Here is a 19,434-nt window from a genome sequence, read left to right on the forward strand (position 1 = left end):
CGCTTCTCCCGGGAAATGGCGTGGCTAAGAGGCAACGAAACGGGTGGGTCCCCGCGTCCGCCGGGGCGACGGCGACTCAGGACGGCTCCCCCTTGCATGTCGTATAATCGCGCCACTTAACGCTAACGATTCTTGCAGGTTTGCCTTGTCAGCCGCCACTCCCGCCCAACAAAACAATATCACCCACGCCATCGCCACCGACATGGAGGCCGTCAACCGGGTGATCCGCCAGCGCCTGCACTCGGAAGTGAGCCTGGTGAACCAGATTGCCGAATACATCATCAGCGCGGGCGGCAAGCGCATCCGTCCGGTGCTGGTGCTGCTGCTGGCAAACGCCTACGGCTACCAGGGAACTGCGCACCATGAGCTGGCGGCGGTGGTCGAATTCATCCACACCGCTACCCTGCTGCACGACGACGTGGTCGATGAATCGTCGATGCGGCGCGGACGCCAGACCGCCAACGCCATGTTCGGCAATGCGGCCTCGGTGCTGGTCGGCGACTTCCTGTATTCGCGCTCGTTCCAGATGATGGTCAGCCTGGACAATATGCGCGTGATGCAGATCCTGTCCGACGCCACCAACGTGATCGCGGAAGGCGAAGTCCTGCAGTTGCTGAACATGCACGACCCCGACGTCACCCAGGAGAGCTACCTGAAGGTGATCCGCTCCAAGACCGCCAAGCTGTTCGAAGCCGCGGCCGAACTGGGCGCGCTGGTGGCCGGCGCCACCGACGCGCAGATCGCGGCAGCCGGTGAATACGGCCGCTCGCTCGGCACCGCCTTCCAGCTGATCGACGACGTGCTCGATTACGCCGGCGACGCCGCCGAAATCGGCAAAAACGTGGGCGACGATCTGCGCGAAGGCAAGCCCACGCTGCCGCTGATTTACCTGATGGAGCGCGGCACGCCGCAGCAACGCGAACTGATCCGCTCGTGCATCGAGAACGGCGACGAGCAGCACTTCGACGCCGTGCTGGCCGCCGTCACCTCAAGCGGCGCGCTCGATTACACGCGCCGCGAAGCCATCGTCGCCGCCGAGCGCGCGGCCGCCGCGATCGCCGACCTGCCGGAGAGCGAATACAAGCAAAGCCTGCTCCAACTCTGCAGTTTTGCAGTTGACAGGAACCACTAGAGCCACTATAGTTATGCCTTCCCGAGATGACGGCCCAGCCGGAATCTCAAACAGTCGGGGTGTAGCTTAGCCCGGTAGAGCGCTACGTTCGGGACGTAGAGGCCGGAGGTTCGAATCCTCTCACCCCGACCACGAATTCTGAAGCCAGACCAATCGCAAGATGGTCTGGCTTTTTCGTTATGCGCTCTCCGTCAGGAATGCATGAGCGGATAGAGTACCAGCCCGATCGCGGCGGCGGCGGCGATGATCAGCGGCTCCTTGACCTTCTTGAAGCGCCACAGCAGCAGCGCGGCCGCCACGGCGATCAGCACCGTCGGCAGGTCGCTGATCGAGCGCTTTGCCAGCACCACCACGGAGCCGCTGATGGCGCCGATCGCCGCCGCCGTGATGCCGTCGACGAATGCCGCCACACCCGGCAGCTTCCCGTACTTCTTGAAATACGGCGCCGGGATCACGGTGAACAGGTAGCACGGGATGAAGGTCGCGAGCGCGGCCACCGTCGCACCAGGCAGGCCGGCGATCAGGTAGCCGACGAAGCCCACCGTGATGACCACCGGCCCGGGCGTGATCATGGCCACCGCGACCGCATCGACAAACTGCTTGTCGTTGAGCCAGTGGTGCTCGGTCACCACGCCGCCATACAGGAAAGGCACGATGGCCAGGCCGGAACCGAACACGAAGGCGCCGGCCTTGGCGAAGAAGACGGCGAGCTGGCTCAATAGCGGCAGGTCCTGCCCGCCAAGCATGCTGGCAGGCGCGCCGTAGTCGAGGGCCGCGATGCCCAGCGCGCGTCCGCTGAACCATTTGGGCGGTGCGCGCAGCAGCCACACCAGCACCCCGGCGGCGATGAACAGCCAGGCCACTTCCGATTCGGTGACGATGGTGACCGCCGCCAGGCCGAGGCACAAGGCCCACAACAGCTTGTCCTTTCCGAGCGTTTTTTCGGTCAGCTTTTTGGCGCTGATCGCGATCACGCCGATAACGGCCGCGCCGACGCCGTAGAACACAGCCTGCATCCACGCCAGGCCACCGAAGCGCACGTAGGCCCAGCCCAGCGCCACCACCATCAGGAAGGACGGCAGCACGAAGGCGATGCCGGCCAGGGTGGCGCCACGCAGCCGGTAGTGAACGTAGCCGAGGTAGATGCCGAGTTGTGCCGCCAGCGGCCCGGGCGCCAGCTGCGCCAGCGCCAGGCCTTCCTTGAAGTCATCCACCGTGATCCAGCGGCGCGATTCGACCAGGTCGCGCTGCATATAGCCCACCAGCGCGACTGGTCCGCCGAAGCCCGACGCGCCCAGGCGCAGCATGTACAGGACAAGCTGCCACAAGGTGTAGGTCGGCTGTGCCTGCTCCGTCATATGCGGTTCTCCTTGTTGGAATGAGCTCTATGTGCTGGTAGCTCATCTTACAAGAAACGCCGCCGTCAATTCTATTGCGTCACGTGTGTCTCCGCCAGCAGCTTGCGGATCTCGGGAACGCAGGAGCCGCAGTTGCCGCCGGCCTTGACGCACGCCGTGACGGCGGCGACGTCGGGCAGGTTTTTCTCGCGGATCGCGATCCGGATGGTTTCGCGGCCCACGCCGAAGCACGAGCACACGGTCGGCCCAGCCGGCGCACCACCTTCGCGCGCGCGGCCGGCGAGCAGGCTGGCGCGGTCGCCCGCGTCCAGCTTCTCCGGCGCGAACAAGCCGCCAAGCCACTCGCGCGCCGGCAGGTCCGGCAGGCGCGACACGAACAGGCAGGATTCCAGCCGTCCGTCGACGATGTGCGCGGCGCGGAACATTCCGCTGCCCTGGTCCTCGTATTCGAGCCAGTCGGCGTCCTCGTCGCTCACCTCCAGCAGCTTGCGCGCCCAGCCGGCGGCGCGTGCGATGTGCGAGCGCCCCGCCACTTCATAGCGATGGTGGGTGCCGCCTTCGATGCGGGTCCAGTTGGCCGCGTCGTCCAGCGCGAGTTCGCTGCGGCTCAGGATGAAGCCGTGCCACGCGACCGCGAACGGCTGCACGCATACCGGCGTGTGCTTGAATTCCGGCTCGCCCGACACGGGATCGACCACCGGGTTGACCAATGCTCCCACCCGCGCATGCGATGCGGTCTGGCCGTTCCAATGGATCGGCACGAACACGCTACCGCGCGCGATGCCGCCGCCGTGCTGCACGCGCGCCACCATTTCGCCCCAACGGCTGCTCACGCGCGCCAGTTCGCCTTCGCGCACGCCGCTCGCCAGCGCGTCCTGCGGATGCATGTCGACGAAGGGCTCCGGCACGTGGTTCGACAGGCGCGGCGCCTTGCCGGTGCGCGTCATGGTGTGCCACTGGTCGCGCACGCGGCCGGTGTTAAGCGCCAGCGGGTAGTCCTGGTCCGTCGCGTTGGCGGGCGCGCGCGGAACAATCGGCACGAAGCGCGCTTTGCCGTCGGCGTAGGCGAAGCGCCCGTCGCCAAACAGGCGGGTGCTGCCCTCGCCTTTGCTCATCACCGGCCACTGGACCGGCTCCAGCTCGTCGTATTCACGGCGGCTCATTCCAGCCAGGCCGTCGAGGCGGAACATGCGCTCGCCCTCATTGCGCCATGCGGACAGGCGCGCGTGCTCGTCGAAGATCGCATGCGCGCTGGCGAAATCGAAACCGTCGAAGCCCATGCGCTGCGCCACCTCGCACAGCACCTGCCAGTCGGCGCGCGCGGCTCCGGGCGCCGGCAGGAAGGCGCGCTGGCGCGAGATGCGGCGCTCGGAATTGGTGACGGTGCCGTCCTTCTCGCCCCAGGCCAGCGCCGGCAGCAGCACGTCGGCGAAGTCGTTGGTGTCGGTGTTCGCGACGACATCGGAGACTACCACCAGCTCGCAGCGGTCGAGCGCGCGGCGCACCTGGTCCGCATCCGGCAGGCTGACCACCGGATTGGTCGCAATGATCCACACAGCCTTCACGCGGCCCTCTTCCACCGCGCGGAACAGGTCGACGGCCTTCAGCCCGGGCTTGCTGGCGATGCGCGGCGCGCCCCAGAAGCTTTGCACCGCATCGCGCTGCGCAGGCTTGTCCAGGTCCATGTGCGCGGCCAGCATATTGGCCAGGCCGCCGACCTCGCGCCCACCCATCGCGTTCGGCTGGCCAGTGAGCGAGAACGGCCCCATGCCGGGGCGGCCGATGCGGCCGGTCAGCAGATGGCAGTTGATGATGCCGTTGACCTTGTCGGTGCCGGCGGACGACTGGTTCACGCCTTGCGAATAGGCGGTCACCACTTTCTCGCTCGAAGCAAACAGTTCGAAGAATTCCAGCAGCAGCGCCGGATCGACCCGGCAGGCGCGCGCCACGGCCACCGGATCGGCGCAATCGGCGGCGACCTTCAGCGCGGCATCCAGGCCGTCCGTGTGGCGTTCGACGAAACCGGGATCCGCCGCCCCGCTGCGCGCAAGGTAGGCCAGCAAGCCGTTGAACAGCCAGGTGTCGGTGCCCGGCTTGAGCGGCAGGTGCAGGTCCGCCAGCTCCACGGTCGCGGTGCGGCGCGGGTCGATCACCACCACCTTCATCTGCGGCCGCTCGGCCTTGGCCGCCAGGATGCGCTGGTACAGCGTCGGGTGGCACCAGGCCGCGTTCGAGCCCACCAGCACCACCAGGTCGGCCAGCTCGAAATCCTCGTAGCAGCCGGGGACGATGTCCTCGCCGAACGCGCGCTTGTGCCCGGCCACGCTGGACGACATGCACAGGCGCGAATTGGTGTCGATGTTGGCGCTGCCGATGAAGCCTTTCATCAGCTTGTTGGCGACGTAGTAGTCCTCGGTCAGCATCTGGCCCGAGACGTACAGGGCCACCGCGTCCGGCCCGTGCTCGTCGATGATGCGCCGGAAACCGCCCGCCACGCGGCCGAGCGCCTCGTCCCAGTCCGTGTCGCGCAGCTCGCCCTGTTCGCGTATGGCGGGCTGCAGCAGGCGGCCGCGCAGGTCGACCGTCTCGCCGAGCGCGGCGCCTTTCACGCACAGGCGCCCGAGACTGGCCGGGTGGGCCGCGTCGCCGGCGACGGCGAGGGTGCCGTCCGGCTGCGGGGTTGCGGTCACGCCGCAGCCGACGCCGCAGTAGGGACAAGTGGTGCGCACCGCCAGTGCAGGCATGGACATCTTCAAAACGAACTCCTTCTCAGGCCGCCTCTGCGCACAGGCCCGGCCCGAACAACAACTGCTGGCGCATCCGCGAAATGTCGGCGCGCTGCTGGATCAAATCGAAATACCACGGTCCGTCCTGCACGTCGCCGTACAGCACCGCACCGGCCAGCCGGTTGCCGCTGACGACCAGGCGCTTGTAGACGCCGGCCCCGCGGTCGCGCAGCACCAGGTCCTCGCTGCCTTCGCCGCCGACAATGTCGCCGGCCGAGAACAGGTCGATGCCGGTGACCTTCAGCCGCGTCGCCGTGGCCTGCTGCACGTAGCGCCGGTGCCCGGCGCCGGCCAGGTGGGCCGCGCACACGCGCGCCTGGTCCCAGATCGGCGCTACCAGCCCGAAAGTGGCGCGGCGGTGCTGCACGCATTCGCCGACGGCGTAGACGCGCGGGTCGTAAGTCTGCAGCGTGTCGTCCACCACGATGGCGCGCTCGCAATGCAGGCCGGCGGACTGCGCCAGCGTGATGTTCGGGCGTACGCCGGCGGCCATCACCACCAGGTCGGCCGGGATCTCGCCGCCGTCGGCGAAGCGCACCGCTTCCGCGCGCGCCTCGCCGAGGATCGCGTCGGTCTGCTTGCCGAGCAGGATGCGCATGCCCTTCGCCTCCAGCGATTCCCTGAGCAGGGCGCCGGCCTGGCGGTCGAGCTGCTGGTTCATCAGGCTGTCGGTCACGTGCACCACCGTCACCTCCATGCCGCGCCGCTGCAGGCCGTTGGCGGCTTCCAGCCCGAGCAGGCCGCCGCCGATCACCACCGCGCGGCCGCCGCGGCGCGCCGCCGCCAGCATCAGGTCGACGTCGTCGAGGTCGCGAAAGCCGATCACGCCCGGCAGCTGGTGGCCCGGCACCGGCAGGATGAAAGGCCGCGAGCCGGTCGCCAGCAGCAGGCGGTCATAGCGCACCTGCTCTCCGGACGCGGCATGCACGGTGCGGCGCGAGCGGTCGATGCGGGTCACCGGGTCGCCCGCGTGCAGCGTGATGCCCTGCTCGCGATACCATTCACGCGTGTGCAGCATGATGTCGCCCACCGTCTTTTCGCCCGCCAGTACGGGCGAAAGCAGGATGCGGTTGTAGTTCCCGCGCGGCTCGGCGCCGAACACGGTGATGTCGTAGGCGTCGGGCGCGAGCTTGAGCAGCTCCTCGACCGTGCGCATGCCGGCCATGCCGTTGCCGATCACGACCAGCGACGGTTTCATGCCGCCACCCACACCTTGCCCTCCGCGAGGCGGGCCGGATAGCAGGGCACCGCGTGCTCGGGCGCTTCCAGGCATTCGCCGGTGCCGAGGTCGAAGTGCTGCTTGTAGATGGGCGAGGCCACCACCACACGCTCGCCGAGGCTGCCGACGATGCCGCGCGAGAGCACGGCGGCGCGCGAGTTCGGGTCCACGTTCCCGATCGCGAACACGCGCGGGTCGCGTGCGCCGACGCGGAACACGGCCACCTGCTCGCCGTTCAGCAGCGCACACACGCCGGTATCGGGCACGATATCGTCCAGTTCGCAGACGGCGGTCCATTGGTTCAGTTGGATATCACGGTGCATGGCGGTTCTCCTTTGATCAAGCCGAACGGACGGCGATGGGAATGGTGCGGCGGGTACGCTCGTCGGGCGAGGCCGGGCGGATCTGCCCGCGCTCCGGCATGAACACGACGTTGTCGTCGCCCGCGTCGCTGTTGACGAAATGGCGGAAGCGCTTGCGCGTCTCGGGGTCGCTGACCGCCTTCTTCCATTCGCAGGCATAGGCGTCCACCACGCGCTGCATGTCGGCTTCCAGTTCGGCGCCGATGGCCAGCTTGTCGTCGACGATCACCTGCTTCAGGTAGTCCAGGCCGCCCTCCAGGTTCTCGCGCCAGGTGCTGGTGCGCTGCAGGCGGTCGGCGGTGCGCACGTAGAACATCAGGAAGCGGTCGGTCAGGCGGATCACTTCTTCTTCGCTCAGGTTCGCGGCCAGCAGCTCGGCGTGGCGCGGCTTCATGCCGCCGTTGCCGCAGACGTACAGGTTCCAGCCCTTGTCGGTGGCGATCAGGCCGACGTCCTTGCCCTGCGCCTCGGCGCACTCGCGGGTGCAGCCGGACACGCCGAACTTGACCTTGTGCGGCGTGCGCAGGCCCTTGTAGCGGTTCTCCAGCGCGATCGCGAAGCCGACGCTGTCGCCGACGCCGTAGCGGCACCAGGTCGAGCCGACGCAGGACTTCACCGTGCGCAGCGCCTTGCCGTAGGCGTGGCCGGATTCGAAGCCGGCCGCGATCAGCTCTTCCCAGATCTGCGGCAGCTGTTCCAGGCGCGCGCCGAACAGGTCGACCCGCTGGCCGCCCGTGATCTTGGTGTACAGGCCGTACTTCTTGGCGACCTGGCCGACCGCGATCAGGCCGTCGGCGGTGACTTCGCCACCCGGCATGCGCGGCACCACCGAGTAGGTGCCGTCCTTCTGGATATTCCCCAGGAAGTAGTCGTTCGAGTCCTGCAGGCCGGCGTGTTCGGGCTTGAGCACGAAGTCGTTCCAGGTCGAGGCCAGGATGTTGCCGACGGTCGGCTTGCAGATGTCGCAGCCCAGGCCCGTGCCGTGCTTGTGCAGCAGTTCGGCGAAGGTCTGGATCGAACCGACGCGCACCAGGTGGTGCAGCTCCTGGCGCGAATACGCGAAGTGCTCGCAGATGTGGTTGGACACGGCCACGCCCTGCTTCTTCAGCTCCGCGTTCAGCACCTGCGTCACCAGCGGCACGCAGCCGCCGCAGGTGGTGCCGGCGCCGGTGCACGACTTGAGCGCGCCGATGCTGGTCGCGCCGTCCGCCACCGCCGCGCACAGCGCGCCTTTCGAGACGTCGTTGCACGAGCAGACCTGGGCGCTGGCCGGCAGCGCTTCCACGCCGACGCCGGCGCGCGGCTTGCCGTCGGACTGCGGCAGGATCATGAACTCGGGCGATTCCGGCAGCTCGATCTTGTTCAGCACAGTCTGCAGCAGGCTGCCGTAGTCGCCGGCGTCGCCAACCAGCACCGCGCCCAGCAGCTGCTTGCCGCAATCGGAGACCACGATCTTCTTGTACACCTGCTTGCGCTCGTCCAGGAACTGGTAGCTGCGCGCGCCGGGCGCCGCGCCATGGGCGTCGCCGATGCTGGCCACGTCCACGCCCAGCAGCTTCAGTTTGGTCGACATGTCCGCGCCCTGGAAGGCGCCGGCTTCGCCGCACAGGTGGCGCGCGGCGGTGCGCGCCATGTCGTAGCCCGGCGCCACCAGGCCGTACACCATGCCGTTCCAGGCCGCGCACTCGCCGATCGCGTAGATGTCCGGATCGGACGTGCGGCACTGGTCGTCGATGGCGACGCCGCCGCGCGCGCCCAGCGCCAGGCCGGCGGCGCGCGCCAGTTCGTCACGCGGGCGGATACCGGCGGAGAACACGATCATATCGGTGTCCAGGTGGCTGCCGTCGGCGAAGCGCATGCGGTGCGTGCCCTCCTCGCCGTCGACGATCTCCTGGGTGTTCTTGTGGGTGTGCACTGTCACGCCGAGTTCCTGGATGCGGCCGCGCAGCACGCGCGCACCCGGGTCATCCACTTGCACCGCCATCAGGCGTGGGGCGAATTCGACCACGTGGGTGGCCAGGCCCATGTCGCGCAGCGCCTTGGCGCATTCGAGGCCCAGCAGGCCGCCGCCGATCACCACGCCGCTGCGGCCACGCTTGCCGCACTCCTGCATCGCTTCCAGGTCTTCGATGGTGCGGTACACGAAGCAGTCCTTGCGCTCGCGGCCGGGGATCGGCGGCACGAAGGGGACCGAACCGGTGGCCAGCACCAGCTTGTCGTAGCCGACCACTTCGCCGCTGTCCAGCGTGACGGTGTGCGCGGCCGGGTCGATCGCGGCGGCGCGCGCGTTCAGCTTCAGTTCAAGGTTATCGCGCTCGAAGAAGCCTGCGGGCACCAGCGACAGCTCATCCGCCGATTTCCCGGCGAAGAATTCGGACAGGTGCACGCGATCGTAGGCCGGGCGCGGCTCCTCGCACAGCACGGTGATGCGGGCCGACGGCGCGGATGCCGCCAGCGTCTCGATGAATTTGTGGCCAACCATGCCGTGGCCGATGACGACGATGTTCATGCTTAACTCCTCAAACACTTGCACTTGCTGCAGCCGAATCGGTGGCGTTGACCGTGAAGCGGGCCGCCAGCGCGCACAGGCTCGCGGCCGCCACCAGCACGCTCAGGATCACCAGCGTGCGGTGCGCATCGCCGGTGCCCTTCATCAGGAAGCCGGCCAGCACGCCGCCCAGGTTGCCGCCGGCGCCGACGATGCCGGCCACGCCGCCCAGGGCCTTCGGCTCGACGAAGGGCACCAGTGCGTAAGTCGCGCCGCAGGCCATGTGGGTGAACAGGCCGAAGCACAGCATCGCGAAGATCGCGGTCGGCACCGCGCCGGCATTGGCGAACCACAGCAGGCCCAGGCCCTCGCCCAGCATCAGCGCGAACAGCAGGACCACGCGGCTGTTCAGGTCACCGCGCGCGGCGGCCTTGTCCGACAGCCAGCCGCCCAGGGCGCGGGCGAACAGCGCCAGCAGGCCGAAGGCGCCGACGGCCATGCCGGCCTTGCCCAGAGAAAGTCCGTAGTGGTCGACGTAGTAGGAAGCCGCCATATTGTGGATGAACAGTTCGATGCCGAAGCAGGCGCCGTAGGTAACGAACAGGAGCCAGGCGCGGTGGCTGCCGCAGGCCGCCTTGAAGCTCGCCCAGCCGCCCTTGCCGGATCCGGCGACGGTTTTGCCGGCGGCGCGCAGCTCGGCGTAATTCCCCTCGGGGCAGTCCTGCGCCAGGAACCAGTAGGCCGCGCCTGCCACCAGCATCAGCGCGCCCGGCACCATCAGCGCGAGGCGCCAGCCGAAGCTCTCGCTCACGCCCAGCATCACCAGCGCGCCAAGCAGCAGCGGCATCACGGCCTGCGCGGTGCCGCCGCCGGCGTTGCCCCAGCCGGCGCTGGCGGCGTTGGCGGTGCCGACGATCTTCGGCGCGAACATCACCGAGGTGTGGTACTGGGTGATCACGAAGCTGGCGCCGATCGCGCCGATCCCGAGGCGGAACATCAGGAAGCTCTCGTAGCTCTGCGACAGGCCGACGCCGAACACGGGGATCGCGCCCAGCAGCAGCAGTGCGGTATAGGTCTTGCGCGGGCCGAAGCGGTCGCACAGCGGGCCGACCACCAGCCGCACCAGGATGGTGATCGCGACCGCCGCGATATTGATGTTGGCGATCTGCTCCGGCGACAGGTGCAGGTCGCCTTTAATCACCGGCATCAGCGGTGCGCAGGCAAACCAGGCGAAAAAGCAGACGAAGAAAGCAAACCACGAAAGATGGAAGGCGCGCATCTGCGGTGTGCGGAACGAGAACAGGTCAATGCTTTGTGCCTTGTTGGTCATGAGTCATCCCTTCGAAAAAACAAAAAGGCGCCCGCGCGCCCTGGCCATTCGAAGCCAGGCTGCGCGGACGCCGTTGTCCGGTGGCGGCCCGTCGTTGGGCCGCCGATGAGTTTTCAGGGATCGCCGTTGATCCGATTACACCCTAGTCATTGCAAGAGCCGTGCCAGCGGCTTGGAGGGTGGGCCGGGCCGGCGCCGGGCCTCCGGACGCCGCATTGCGGTGCAACATGCGCAAAAATGATGCGGTGCGCCGCACCAGCGGCGGGAGCTCAGGCGCTTTTACGCGCCGCGAACGAGGCCGCGTAGGCCGCCGGGTCGCGCCCGTCCCACACGCTGCCGTCGATCAGGATGGAGCTGCGCGTGTCGCTCGACGGCAGCGGCGTGCCGCTGAGTTCCGCGGCCTCGCGGTAGAGGGCGATGCGGTTCACGCGCGCGGCCACCGCGCGGTAATCCGGGTCGTACTGCAGCAGCCCCCAGCGCCGGTGCTGGGTCATGAACCACATCCCGTCCGACAGCCAGGGGAAGGTGGCGGCGCCGTCGCCGTAGAAGCGCAGGCGGTGACGGTCGTGCCAGCGGCGGCCCAGCCCATCCTCATAACTGCCGAGCATGCGCTCGCGTATCAGCTCGCGCGGCACGTTGACGAAGGCCGGGCTGGCGATCGCCTCGGCCGCGGCGTCGCGGTTGGCGGCCGAGGCGTCGATCCAGCGGCCCGCCTCCAGCACCGCGGCGACCAGCGCGCGGCAGGTGTTCGGATTCTTGCGCACGAAGGCGGCGGTGGCCGCCAGCGCCTTGCCGGGATGATCGGGCCACACCTGCTGGCTGGTCGCCACGGTCACGCCGACGCCCTCGCGCACCGCGCGCGCCCCCCACGGCTCGCCGGCGCAGAAGCCGTCCACATGGCCCGCCGCCAGGCTCGGCGCCATCTGGCTGGGCGGGACGGTGGCGAGGTTGGCGTCGGCCAGCGGGTCGATGCCGGCGGCAGCCAGCCAGTAGTAGAGCCAGAGCGCGTGGTTCCCGGTCGGGAAGGTGTGCGCGAAAGTGAAGCGGCGCGGCTCGGCCGCCACCAGCGCCGCCAGCGAGGCGCCATCCACCGCGCCGCGCCCGGCCAGCTTGCGCGACAGGGTGATCGACTGTCCGTTCTGGTTCAGGTTCATCAGCACCGCCATGTCCATCCGCAAGCTGCCGATGCCCTGCTGCACCGCGTACACCATCGCGTACAGCAGCTGCGCGCAATCGAGCTCGCCGCGCGCCAGCCGGTCGCGCATGCCGGACCACGACTGCTCGCGGCTGAGCACAATGCGGATGCCGTACTTCTGGTCGAGCCCCAGCACCGAGGCCATCACCAGCGAGGCGCAATCGGTGAGCGGCATGAAGCCGAGCCGCAGTGTTTCGATTTCCGGTTTGTCCGATCCGGCGACATATCCGCCGCCTGCCATCCCTGTCATTGCCGTTCCTTGTCCGGTGGCGGCGCTCAGCCCAGCAGGTCCTCGACGTCGAGGATGCGCTGGGCGATCTCCGCCAGTTTGAGTTTTTTGTTCATCGCCATGCCGCGCAGCTTCTGGAATGCCTGCTCTTCGCTCAGCCGGTAGCGCTCCATCAGCAGGCCCTTGGCGCGCTCGACCACCTTGCGCTCGGCCAGCTTCTGGCGCGTCTCGGACAATTCGTCGAGCAGCTTGCGCTCGTGCCGGAAGCGCGCCAGCGCCACGTCCAGCACCGGCTTGACGCGTTCCGGCTGCAGCCCGGCCACGATGTAGGCCGAGACCCCGGCCTCCATCGCCGCCTCCACGCTCGACGGCGCCTGGTCGTCGGTGAACAGCACGATCGGGCGCGGCTCCTCGCGCGTGGCCAAAACGATATGTTCAAGGACGTCGCGCGCGTCCGATTCGCTGTCGACGATGATCAGGTCCGGCTGCAGCTGGGCGATACGCTCGGGCAGGAAGACGTCGGCCGGCAGCGAGGCCACAATGTCGTAGCCGGACTCCAGCAGCCCGATGCGCAACGTGGCGCCGCGCCGCGAGCGGGCCGCCTGCGCGTATTCGTCTCCCGCTCCGGGACCGGGATTGACAACGACGATGCGCAACTTGGGCGAGGCACGAGCAGGTTTCATGACGGTGTATGAAGCAAACATCGTACCAGCCCGCGCCGGGGATGGCGGCGCGCGCCGGAATTGGTTAAACTGTTCTAATAATTAGAACGATTCGGAGCGAGCATCTCATGCAGGATGTGCTGAACCTCGAAGTCGCAAGCTATGCGCTCGACGCCGTCACCGGCTGGCTGCACGATCATCCCGCCATCGTGGCCGGCGCAGCCGCCGTGGCCGCGCTGGCCCTGGTGGCGCTGCGCCGCCGCCGCGCGGCTAAGCCGGCCGGTACCTGAGCAGCAGCCAGCGCGCGCCATACAGCACGATCAGGGTGCCGGACAGATCGCCGGTCACCATCGCCACGAAGCTGGCGCCGAGATTGGTCTTGTGCTCGTAGAACGCGAACCACAGGTGATGCAGCAGCGGGCTGGCGATCGAGAACATCAGCGCGCATTGCAGCAGCCGCGCCGGCGACAGGTTGGCGAGCGAGGCGCGCAGCCCGTACACGCGGCGCGCCGCGACGTAGACGCCGTACGGTGCCGCCGTCGACAGGATGCCGCCCGCGAAAGCGCGCACCGGATCGTCGGGGAAGAAATAGAAAAAACAGGACAGCCACGATGCCGCCAGCAGGCCGACCGCGCCGGCTTCGGCGAACAGCAGGGTGCACAGCAGGCGCACGCCGGCCGGCAGGTAGATCCAGTTGATGCCGGCCATGTACTCCAGCGGCTGGAACAGCATCGTATTGACAGCGATCGCTGCGAAGAACAGGATTACCGTGGCAGCGGCCATTGCCAGGTGAAGTTTGAATTGATTCATGATGCATAACTGCTGCGCTACAATGCGGGACCGCCCAAGCGGCACAGCTTAGCGCACGCCCAACCGATTCATCAACTGTCCAAGAACATGCCAAACCGCCCAGCAGACATCTTCCTGCGCTTCCTGCAGCTTGCGGAAGCGGTGCGCGGCCTGCCATCGCTGCCGGCGCTCGATCCGCTTGAGGAACGCATCCTGATGCTGGTCGCGCGCGCCGGACAGGACCAGCAGCGCCTGTCGGTGCGCGACATGATGGCCAAGCACGAGCTGGGGGCGCCGGCCACGGTGCACACGCGGCTCAAGTCGATGCGCGAAAAGGGATGGATCATGCTGGCCGATACCGAGGACGGGCGACGCAAGCAGGTCGAGCTGACGCAGGCGGCGCTGCAGCACTTTGACAAGCTGTCGCAGTGCATGGTGAAGGCGGCGAAGGCGGTTAGCTGAGCACTCGCCGCGCACGCAGCGATACCGAATCGTCAGAAACAAAGATACCGTAGTTCCCGCCTTCGCGGGTACGACGTTCTCTCTTTTACGTCGTTCTCTCTCACGACGGTCTCTATTTTTACCGACGCCTCACGGAACGATCAGGCATCCACCCTCTCCTCACGGTGCGCCCACAGCCAGGCCAGCACTTCCTTGAGCGTGTGCTCGTCGAAAGGCTTTGGCAGCACGCGCAGGTGCAGCGCTTCGGCGTCGTGCAGGCGTTCGGCGTAGCCGGTCATCAGCGCCACCGGCAGGTGCGGGTAGCGCGCGCGCAGGTGGCGCGCCAGCGCGATGCCGTCCATCGAACCGGGCATCGTAATATCTGACAGCACCGCCTGCGGCAGCGGGTCCGCGTGCTCCAGCAACGCCGCCGCCTCTTCCGCGGTCGCGCAGCGCCGCACCGAGCAGCCCAGCGATTCGAGCACGAGCTGCGCCGCCGCCGCGATCTCGTTGTTGTCCTCCACCAGCAGCATCCGCAGCGGGAAGCTGCGCTCGGCCTGCGGCTCATCCACGACCACCCCAGCCACGCCGGCGGCGGCCGGGAAACGCAGGTGCACCGTGGTGCCCGCCCCCAACCGGCTGTCGATGCGCAGCACGCCGCCTGCACGCTGGCACATCGTGTTCACCTGCGACAGCCCGAGGCCCGTGCCTTCGCCCTGCGGCCGGGTCGAGAAGAAGGGCTCGGTCACATGCGGCAGGATGTCCGGCGGGATGCCGCAGCCATTATCGCGCACGACGATTTCGAGCTGCCGGTCCGGCAGCGGCCGCGCCCTCACGACGAACGCGCCGCCGTCCGGCATCGCATGGCGCGCGTTGATCGCCAGGTTGATCAGCGAGAGCTCCAGTTCGGCGCGGTCGATCAACAGCGGCGGCGTGCCCTCCGCCACGTCGACCGTGATCTCGACCGTCTTCCCGAGCACAGGCGCGCACAGCTCCACCATCGCGTCCAGCTCGCGCGCCAGGTCGAGCGTGGCGGGCAGCAGCGGCTGGCGGCGCGAGAAGCTCAGCATCTGGCGCGTCAGCTTGGCGCCGTTGGACACCGAGCGCGTAATCGCCTCCAGCCGCGGGTGCTCGCGCATGCCGTCCACCGTCCTGCCGATCAGCTGCGCGTTCATGCCGATCACCATCAGCAGGTTGTTGAAATCGTGCGCGACGCCGCCGGTCAGGTGGCCCAGCGCCTCCAGCTTCTGCGCGTGCAGCAGCGCGTGCTCGATCTGCTTGCGCTGCTGGCTTTCCTCATACAGGCAGTTGGCAAGCTCCAGCTCGCGCCGTGTCTTGCGCAGCGCAAACCAACCGAACATGCCCAGCCCGGCGGATGCGCACACGGTCAGCACGGCGGACCACAGCAGGTCGCGCGCCCAGCCGGCCAGAATCGCCGGCACGCGCACGCTGGCCGCCACCTGCACCGGATAGCCGCCTACCTTGCGGAAGGTGATCAGGCGCAGCTGCTTGTCCACCTGCGAAGTGAGCACCAGCGTGGCGCTGCCGCTGTCCTTTGCGAGCGCTTCGCGCACTGGCCTGGAGGGCGCCAGCTTGGCGCCGGCCGCCGCGTGCGGAAAGCGCGCGATCAGGCTGCCCTCTTCCGACAGCATGGTGACCGCCATGTCATCCTCGGAGGTGGCGACTTCGCGATAGAAGGCGTCAAGGTATTGCGGATCCAGGCTGACCTGCACGATGCCGCCAAAGCTGCCGTCGGGCTTGCGCCGCGCATGCGCCAGGCTGAAGAAAGGCTCGCCCGAGTGCTTGCCGATCAGCGCTCCGCTGACGTACACGCCGGGGTAGCCATCGCGCAGCGCGACGAAGAAGTCGCGGTCGGACAGGTCGACGCGGCCCGGCGCCGGGAAGCCAAGGCTGGTCAGCAGCGGGTGGCCGCGCGCATCGACCACGCCGACCGAATTCACCTGCGGCAGGCCGGCCACCAGGCGCGCCGTCTGCGCCTGCAGCTCCTGGCGCGCGGCGATGTCGGCATCGCTGCTCCCGGCCACCAGGTGGTCAAGCTGCTGCAGCAGCACCTCGCTGGTGTCGAACAGCTTGAGCGCGTGCTCGCTGAGGATGCGCGAGGTGCGCTGGGTGGCGGTCGTGGCCTCTTCCCACACCTCGCTGTAATGGAGCGATGCGGTCAGCGCGAACAGCAGCAGCGGTAGCGCCGTACCGAGGATCACCCCGGTGCGCAACCAGCCCAGCGTGCGGCGCTGCTCCCGGCTGAGGCCGGATGAGACCGCTTGCGTTGGGATGCCGTTCTGCATGGAAGCCGCCAGCTACAAAGAGCAATATTGTTCAGTATAGCAATGTCACAAACTTTCATGTCGTTACGGCAGCATACGTTTTTCTTATGGCGGCTATCACAAACCAAAAGTTTCGTTATAGCTGTGAGGCACTTATACTGCAACGCAACAAATCGCAGTTCTTATCGGAGGACGTCATGTCTGCAGCAACGATCACCCAGGCGCACAGCAAGGGCTTGCGCCACCACATCAGCGCACTGGTCGAGAACGTGCGCGGCTTCGCCACCGAACTGTTCGCAGCACACGGCGGCTGGCTGGCTCCCGCCGCCAAGACCGCCTTCCAGCGCGCCAAACCGCAAGCCGGCAAGGGCCTGACGGCAATGGAAGCCGGCATCGAAGCCACCGCCGCCGGCATCCACGCGCTGGCGAACCGCGCCGAATCGCATTCGCCGAGCCTGTCCATCGAACTTCGTTACATTGCATCCAGGGGGTAAATCATGACCGCTATCGAATACGTTTCCATCGCCATCGCCATCGTCGGCGTCGTTGCCCGTATCGCACTGTTCATCCCGCGCGTCGCGGACAGCATCACCAAACAAGCAGCCTGAACAAGCTGCCGCAGTCCTGAAAGAGAGCCCGGCCATGCGCCGGGCTTTTTGTTTGTATCAATACATCCGGTGGCATGACGGCTGAGCTAGAATGCTTTCGCTTTCTTACAGGAAAGCTCCCGTTCACTCATGACATGCATAAACCGATGCGACTACCTGCACTGACCATTCTCGCCGCGCTCGCGACCGCGCTGCCGGCGGCAGCGAGCACCCCGATCACCCTCGACCAGGCCATGGCCAACCCGGACTGGATCGGCAACCCGGTCGAAGCGGCCTGGTGGAGCTGGGATGGCAAGCAGGCTTATTACAAGCAGAAGCGCACCGGCTCGCCCGTGCGCGACACCTGGGCCGCGCTGCCCAAGCCGCACCTGGTGGCAGACAGCGAGCTGCCCAGGCTGGACAGCCAGCGCCTGGAATTCAACCGCGCGCGCAGCCGAGCCATCGTGGTGCGCAACGGCGACCTGTTCGAGCGCGACCTGAAGAACGGCGCGCTGGTCCAGATCATCAAGAGCCCGGCGCCGGTGTCGAGCGTGCAGTATTCGGCCGACGAGAACAGCGTCCAGTTCCGCATCGGCGACGACTGGTTCAGCTGGAGCCGCGCCGAACGCCTGGTGTCGCCGGTGGCGCTGCCGCGCGCGGCCAAGGATCCGAACGCGGTCGACAGCGACGCGCTGCGCGACATGCAGCTGCGCCTGTTCACCACCCTCAAGCGCGGCAAGGACGAGCGCGACGAGCTGCGCGCCAACGGCGACGCCCAGCGCGCGGCCGACCCGACCCGCGCGCCGAACCCGATCTACCTCGGCGACAAGATCACCCTGCGCGGCAGCGCGCTGTCGCCGGACGGCCGCTGGCTGCTGCTGGTCACCGGGCCGAAGGAAGCGGACCGCGGCAAGACCGCCAAGATCGACCATTTCGTGACCGAGTCCGGCTACGAGGACTTCCAGGACGAGCGCACCCGCGTCGGCCGCAGTTCGCCGTCCGGCCAGGCGCTCAAGCTGGTCGACCTGGCCACCAATAAGGTCCAGGACCTGTCCTTCGACGCCCTGCCCGGCATCGGCGACGATCCGCTGGCCGCGCTGCGCGTGCAGAACAAGCAGCCCGCATTGAAGGGCAGCCGCCCGGTGCGCGTGGTGTCCGAAGAAGGCCAGGGCATCCAGTTCGCCGCCGACGGCGAGCACGCCGCGGTCATGGTCCGCTCGGTCGACAACAAGGACCGCTGGATCGCCACCATCGACTTCGGCGCGGCAAAGCTGGTGCCGGTGCACCGGCTGACCGACAACGCCTGGGTCAACTACGACAACAGCGAATTCGGCTGGCTGCCGGACAGCCGCACCCTGTGGTTCCTGTCCGAGGAAAGCGGCTACTCGCACCTGTACACGCTCGATTCGCCGTTCAAGCAGCACGCGGTCACGCAGGGCGCGTGGGAAGCGTCGAGCGTGAAGTGGTCGGCCGACGGTTCGACCGCCTGGTTCCTCTGCAACCGCAAGCAGCCCGGCACCTACGAAGTGTGCACGGCATCGGCCAAGGGCGGCGACGTGCGCGAAGTCACGGCGCTCGATGGCGGCGTCGAGAACTACGCGATCTCGCCGGACCAGCGCAAGCTGTTGGTGCGCCATTCGGCGGCCTACCTGCCGGCGCAGCTGTCGATCGTGCCGGCCAACGGCGGCGCAGCGACCCGGCTGACCGACACCCGCACCGCCGAGTTCAAGGCGCGCGAGTGGATCATGCCGCAGTTCGTGGCGGTGCCGTCGACCCACGGCGGCGAGCCGGTGTGGGCCAAGATGTACCGCCCGGCGCAGCTCGAACCGGGCAAGAAGTACCCGATCGTGATGTTCGTGCACGGCGCCGGCTACCTGCAGGAAGTCGACCACCGCTACACCAACTACTTCCGCGAGCAGATGTTCAACAACCTGCTGGTGCAGAGCGGCTTCGTGGTGCTCGACATGGACTACCGCGGCTCGAAGGGCTACGGCAGCAAGTGGCGCACCGCGATCTACCGCAACATGGGCCATCCGGAACTGGACGACTACATCGACGGCGTGGGCTATATGGTCGCGAACGCGCAGGGCGATGCGACGAACGTGGGCGTCTACGGCGGCAGCTACGGCGGCTTCATGTCGCTGATGGCGATGTTCCGCGCGCCGGAAGTGTTCAAGTCGGGCGCGGCGCTGCGTCCGGTGACCGACTGGACCACCTACAACCACGGCTACACCTCGAACATCCTCAACACGCCGGAGCTCGATCCGGAAGCGTACAAGACCTCGTCGCCGATCGAATATGCCGAAAACCTGCGCGGCAACCTGCTGATCGCGCACGGCATGATCGACGATAACGTGTTCTTCCAGGATTCGGTGCGCCTGTCGCAGCGCCTGATCGAACTGAAGAAGGACAACTGGTCGCTGGCCGGCTATCCGATGGAGCGCCACGGCTTCGTGCATCCGGAGAGCTGGTACGACGAGTACCGCCGCATCTATCAACTGTTCGAGCGTACGCTCAAGCAGTAAAACGGTCCGTCGTTCCCGCGAAGGCGGGAACGACGTTCACTTTTAGC

15 protein-coding genes and 1 tRNA gene are annotated in these 19,434 nt (G+C 67.6%); 6 read left to right on the forward strand and 10 right to left on the reverse strand.

From position 1 onward, the window contains the following. Positions 1 to 145: 145 nt before the first annotated feature. Both ispB and NX778_RS15295 read left to right on the forward strand, forming a co-directional pair. Positions 146 to 1,132: an octaprenyl diphosphate synthase gene (gene ispB, locus NX778_RS15290; protein WP_258812625.1), complete on the forward strand. Its 987-nt coding sequence runs from the start codon at positions 146 to 148 to the stop codon at positions 1,130 to 1,132. 55 nt (positions 1,133 to 1,187) lie between these two features. Next, positions 1,188 to 1,264 (forward strand) — tRNA-Pro (locus tag NX778_RS15295). Positions 1,265 to 1,323: 59 nt separating this feature from the next. On the opposite strand, the gene NX778_RS15300 is transcribed toward NX778_RS15295, so the two are convergent. The 8 genes from NX778_RS15300 to NX778_RS15335 all read right to left on the reverse strand — a co-directional run bounded on the left by NX778_RS15300 (position 1,324) and on the right by NX778_RS15335 (position 12,781). After that, positions 1,324 to 2,490 (reverse strand): chromate transporter, encoded by a 1,167-nt coding sequence (locus tag NX778_RS15300; protein WP_258812626.1) that lies wholly within the window; start codon positions 2,488 to 2,490, stop codon positions 1,324 to 1,326. A 71-nt stretch (positions 2,491 to 2,561) separates the two neighbouring features. Further along, the gene (locus tag NX778_RS15305) at positions 2,562 to 5,240 is read right to left on the reverse strand and encodes a molybdopterin-dependent oxidoreductase (protein ID WP_441295319.1); all 2,679 of its coding nucleotides are present in this window, start codon (positions 5,238 to 5,240) and stop codon (positions 2,562 to 2,564) included. A gap of 19 nt (positions 5,241 to 5,259) precedes the next feature. Then, positions 5,260 to 6,474: an NAD(P)/FAD-dependent oxidoreductase gene (locus NX778_RS15310; RefSeq protein ID WP_258812628.1), complete on the reverse strand. Its 1,215-nt coding sequence runs from the start codon at positions 6,472 to 6,474 to the stop codon at positions 5,260 to 5,262. Then, on the reverse strand, positions 6,471 to 6,818 hold the full coding sequence (nirD, locus tag NX778_RS15315) for a nitrite reductase small subunit NirD (protein ID WP_258812629.1): 348 nt from the start codon (positions 6,816 to 6,818) through the stop codon (positions 6,471 to 6,473). Before nirD ends, NX778_RS15310 begins: the two co-directional genes overlap by 4 nt. Before the next feature lie 16 nt (positions 6,819 to 6,834). Continuing rightward, complete coding sequence (gene nirB / locus NX778_RS15320) at positions 6,835 to 9,366, reverse strand: nitrite reductase large subunit NirB (RefSeq protein ID WP_258812630.1); 2,532 nt, start codon at positions 9,364 to 9,366, stop codon at positions 6,835 to 6,837. Positions 9,367 to 9,376: 10 nt separating this feature from the next. Then, positions 9,377 to 10,675, reverse strand: a complete 1,299-nt coding sequence (locus NX778_RS15325) for an MFS transporter (RefSeq protein ID WP_258812631.1) — start codon at positions 10,673 to 10,675, stop codon at positions 9,377 to 9,379. A 268-nt stretch (positions 10,676 to 10,943) separates the two neighbouring features. Further along, a complete protein-coding gene (locus NX778_RS15330; protein ID WP_370661341.1) occupies positions 10,944 to 12,110 on the reverse strand; it encodes a CmpA/NrtA family ABC transporter substrate-binding protein in 1,167 nt (388 codons plus the stop codon). 35 nt (positions 12,111 to 12,145) lie between these two features. Next, a complete protein-coding gene (locus NX778_RS15335; protein WP_258812633.1) occupies positions 12,146 to 12,781 on the reverse strand; it encodes an ANTAR domain-containing response regulator in 636 nt (211 codons plus the stop codon). A gap of 107 nt (positions 12,782 to 12,888) precedes the next feature. Here NX778_RS15335 and NX778_RS15340 point away from each other — a divergent pair, with 107 nt between their 5' ends. Then, complete coding sequence (locus tag NX778_RS15340; protein WP_258812634.1) at positions 12,889 to 13,050, forward strand: hypothetical protein; 162 nt, start codon at positions 12,889 to 12,891, stop codon at positions 13,048 to 13,050. Here the strand turns inward: NX778_RS15340 and NX778_RS15345 are convergent. Further along, positions 13,031 to 13,570 (reverse strand): hypothetical protein, encoded by a 540-nt coding sequence (locus tag NX778_RS15345; RefSeq protein WP_258812635.1) that lies wholly within the window; start codon positions 13,568 to 13,570, stop codon positions 13,031 to 13,033. The two genes, NX778_RS15340 and NX778_RS15345, sit on opposite strands and share 20 nt — an antisense overlap. 87 nt (positions 13,571 to 13,657) lie before the next feature. On the opposite strand from NX778_RS15345, the gene NX778_RS15350 reads away from it, so the two are divergent. Beyond that, the gene (locus NX778_RS15350) at positions 13,658 to 14,011 is read left to right on the forward strand and encodes a winged helix DNA-binding protein (protein WP_258812636.1); all 354 of its coding nucleotides are present in this window, start codon (positions 13,658 to 13,660) and stop codon (positions 14,009 to 14,011) included. 140 nt (positions 14,012 to 14,151) lie between these two features. Here the strand turns inward: NX778_RS15350 and NX778_RS15355 are convergent, their stop codons facing one another. Continuing rightward, positions 14,152 to 16,296: a hybrid sensor histidine kinase/response regulator family protein gene (locus tag NX778_RS15355; protein WP_258812637.1), complete on the reverse strand. Its 2,145-nt coding sequence runs from the start codon at positions 16,294 to 16,296 to the stop codon at positions 14,152 to 14,154. Positions 16,297 to 16,472: 176 nt separating this feature from the next. Here NX778_RS15355 and NX778_RS15360 point away from each other — a divergent pair, with 176 nt between their 5' ends. Both NX778_RS15360 and NX778_RS15365 read left to right on the forward strand, forming a co-directional pair. After that, complete coding sequence (locus tag NX778_RS15360) at positions 16,473 to 16,769, forward strand: hypothetical protein (RefSeq protein ID WP_258812638.1); 297 nt, start codon at positions 16,473 to 16,475, stop codon at positions 16,767 to 16,769. Positions 16,770 to 17,029: 260 nt separating this feature from the next. Beyond that, positions 17,030 to 19,387, forward strand: coding sequence for a S9 family peptidase (locus NX778_RS15365; protein WP_258812639.1), 2,358 nt, complete (start codon positions 17,030 to 17,032; stop codon positions 19,385 to 19,387). The last annotated feature ends 47 nt before the right edge of the window (positions 19,388 to 19,434 follow it).

It is taken from the genome of Massilia terrae, assembly GCF_024753145.1.
Lineage (GTDB): Bacteria > Pseudomonadota > Gammaproteobacteria > Burkholderiales > Burkholderiaceae_D > Telluria > Telluria terrae.

Excerpts from the sequence above, each read along its gene's own strand:
- NX778_RS15325 (WP_258812631.1), bottom strand. The coding sequence starts at position 10,675 with ATGACCAACAAGGCACAAAGCATTGACCTGTTCTCGTTCCGCACACCG.
- NX778_RS15345 (WP_258812635.1), bottom strand. The coding sequence starts at position 13,570 with ATGAATCAATTCAAACTTCACCTGGCAATGGCCGCTGCCACGGTAATC.
- NX778_RS15310 (WP_258812628.1), bottom strand. The coding sequence starts at position 6,474 with ATGAAACCGTCGCTGGTCGTGATCGGCAACGGCATGGCCGGCATGCGC.
- NX778_RS15355 (WP_258812637.1), bottom strand. The coding sequence starts at position 16,296 with ATGCAGAACGGCATCCCAACGCAAGCGGTCTCATCCGGCCTCAGCCGG.
- NX778_RS15350 (WP_258812636.1), top strand. The coding sequence starts at position 13,658 with ATGCCAAACCGCCCAGCAGACATCTTCCTGCGCTTCCTGCAGCTTGCG.
- NX778_RS15305 (WP_441295319.1), bottom strand. The coding sequence starts at position 5,240 with ATGTCCATGCCTGCACTGGCGGTGCGCACCACTTGTCCCTACTGCGGC.
- NX778_RS15365 (WP_258812639.1), top strand. The coding sequence starts at position 17,030 with ATGCGACTACCTGCACTGACCATTCTCGCCGCGCTCGCGACCGCGCTG.
- NX778_RS15330 (WP_370661341.1), bottom strand. The coding sequence starts at position 12,110 with ATGGCAGGCGGCGGATATGTCGCCGGATCGGACAAACCGGAAATCGAA.
- NX778_RS15300 (WP_258812626.1), bottom strand. The coding sequence starts at position 2,490 with ATGACGGAGCAGGCACAGCCGACCTACACCTTGTGGCAGCTTGTCCTG.
- nirB (WP_258812630.1), bottom strand. The coding sequence starts at position 9,366 with ATGAACATCGTCGTCATCGGCCACGGCATGGTTGGCCACAAATTCATC.
- NX778_RS15335 (WP_258812633.1), bottom strand. The coding sequence starts at position 12,781 with ATGAAACCTGCTCGTGCCTCGCCCAAGTTGCGCATCGTCGTTGTCAAT.
- nirD (WP_258812629.1), bottom strand. The coding sequence starts at position 6,818 with ATGCACCGTGATATCCAACTGAACCAATGGACCGCCGTCTGCGAACTG.
- NX778_RS15360 (WP_258812638.1), top strand. The coding sequence starts at position 16,473 with ATGTCTGCAGCAACGATCACCCAGGCGCACAGCAAGGGCTTGCGCCAC.
- NX778_RS15340 (WP_258812634.1), top strand. The coding sequence starts at position 12,889 with ATGCAGGATGTGCTGAACCTCGAAGTCGCAAGCTATGCGCTCGACGCC.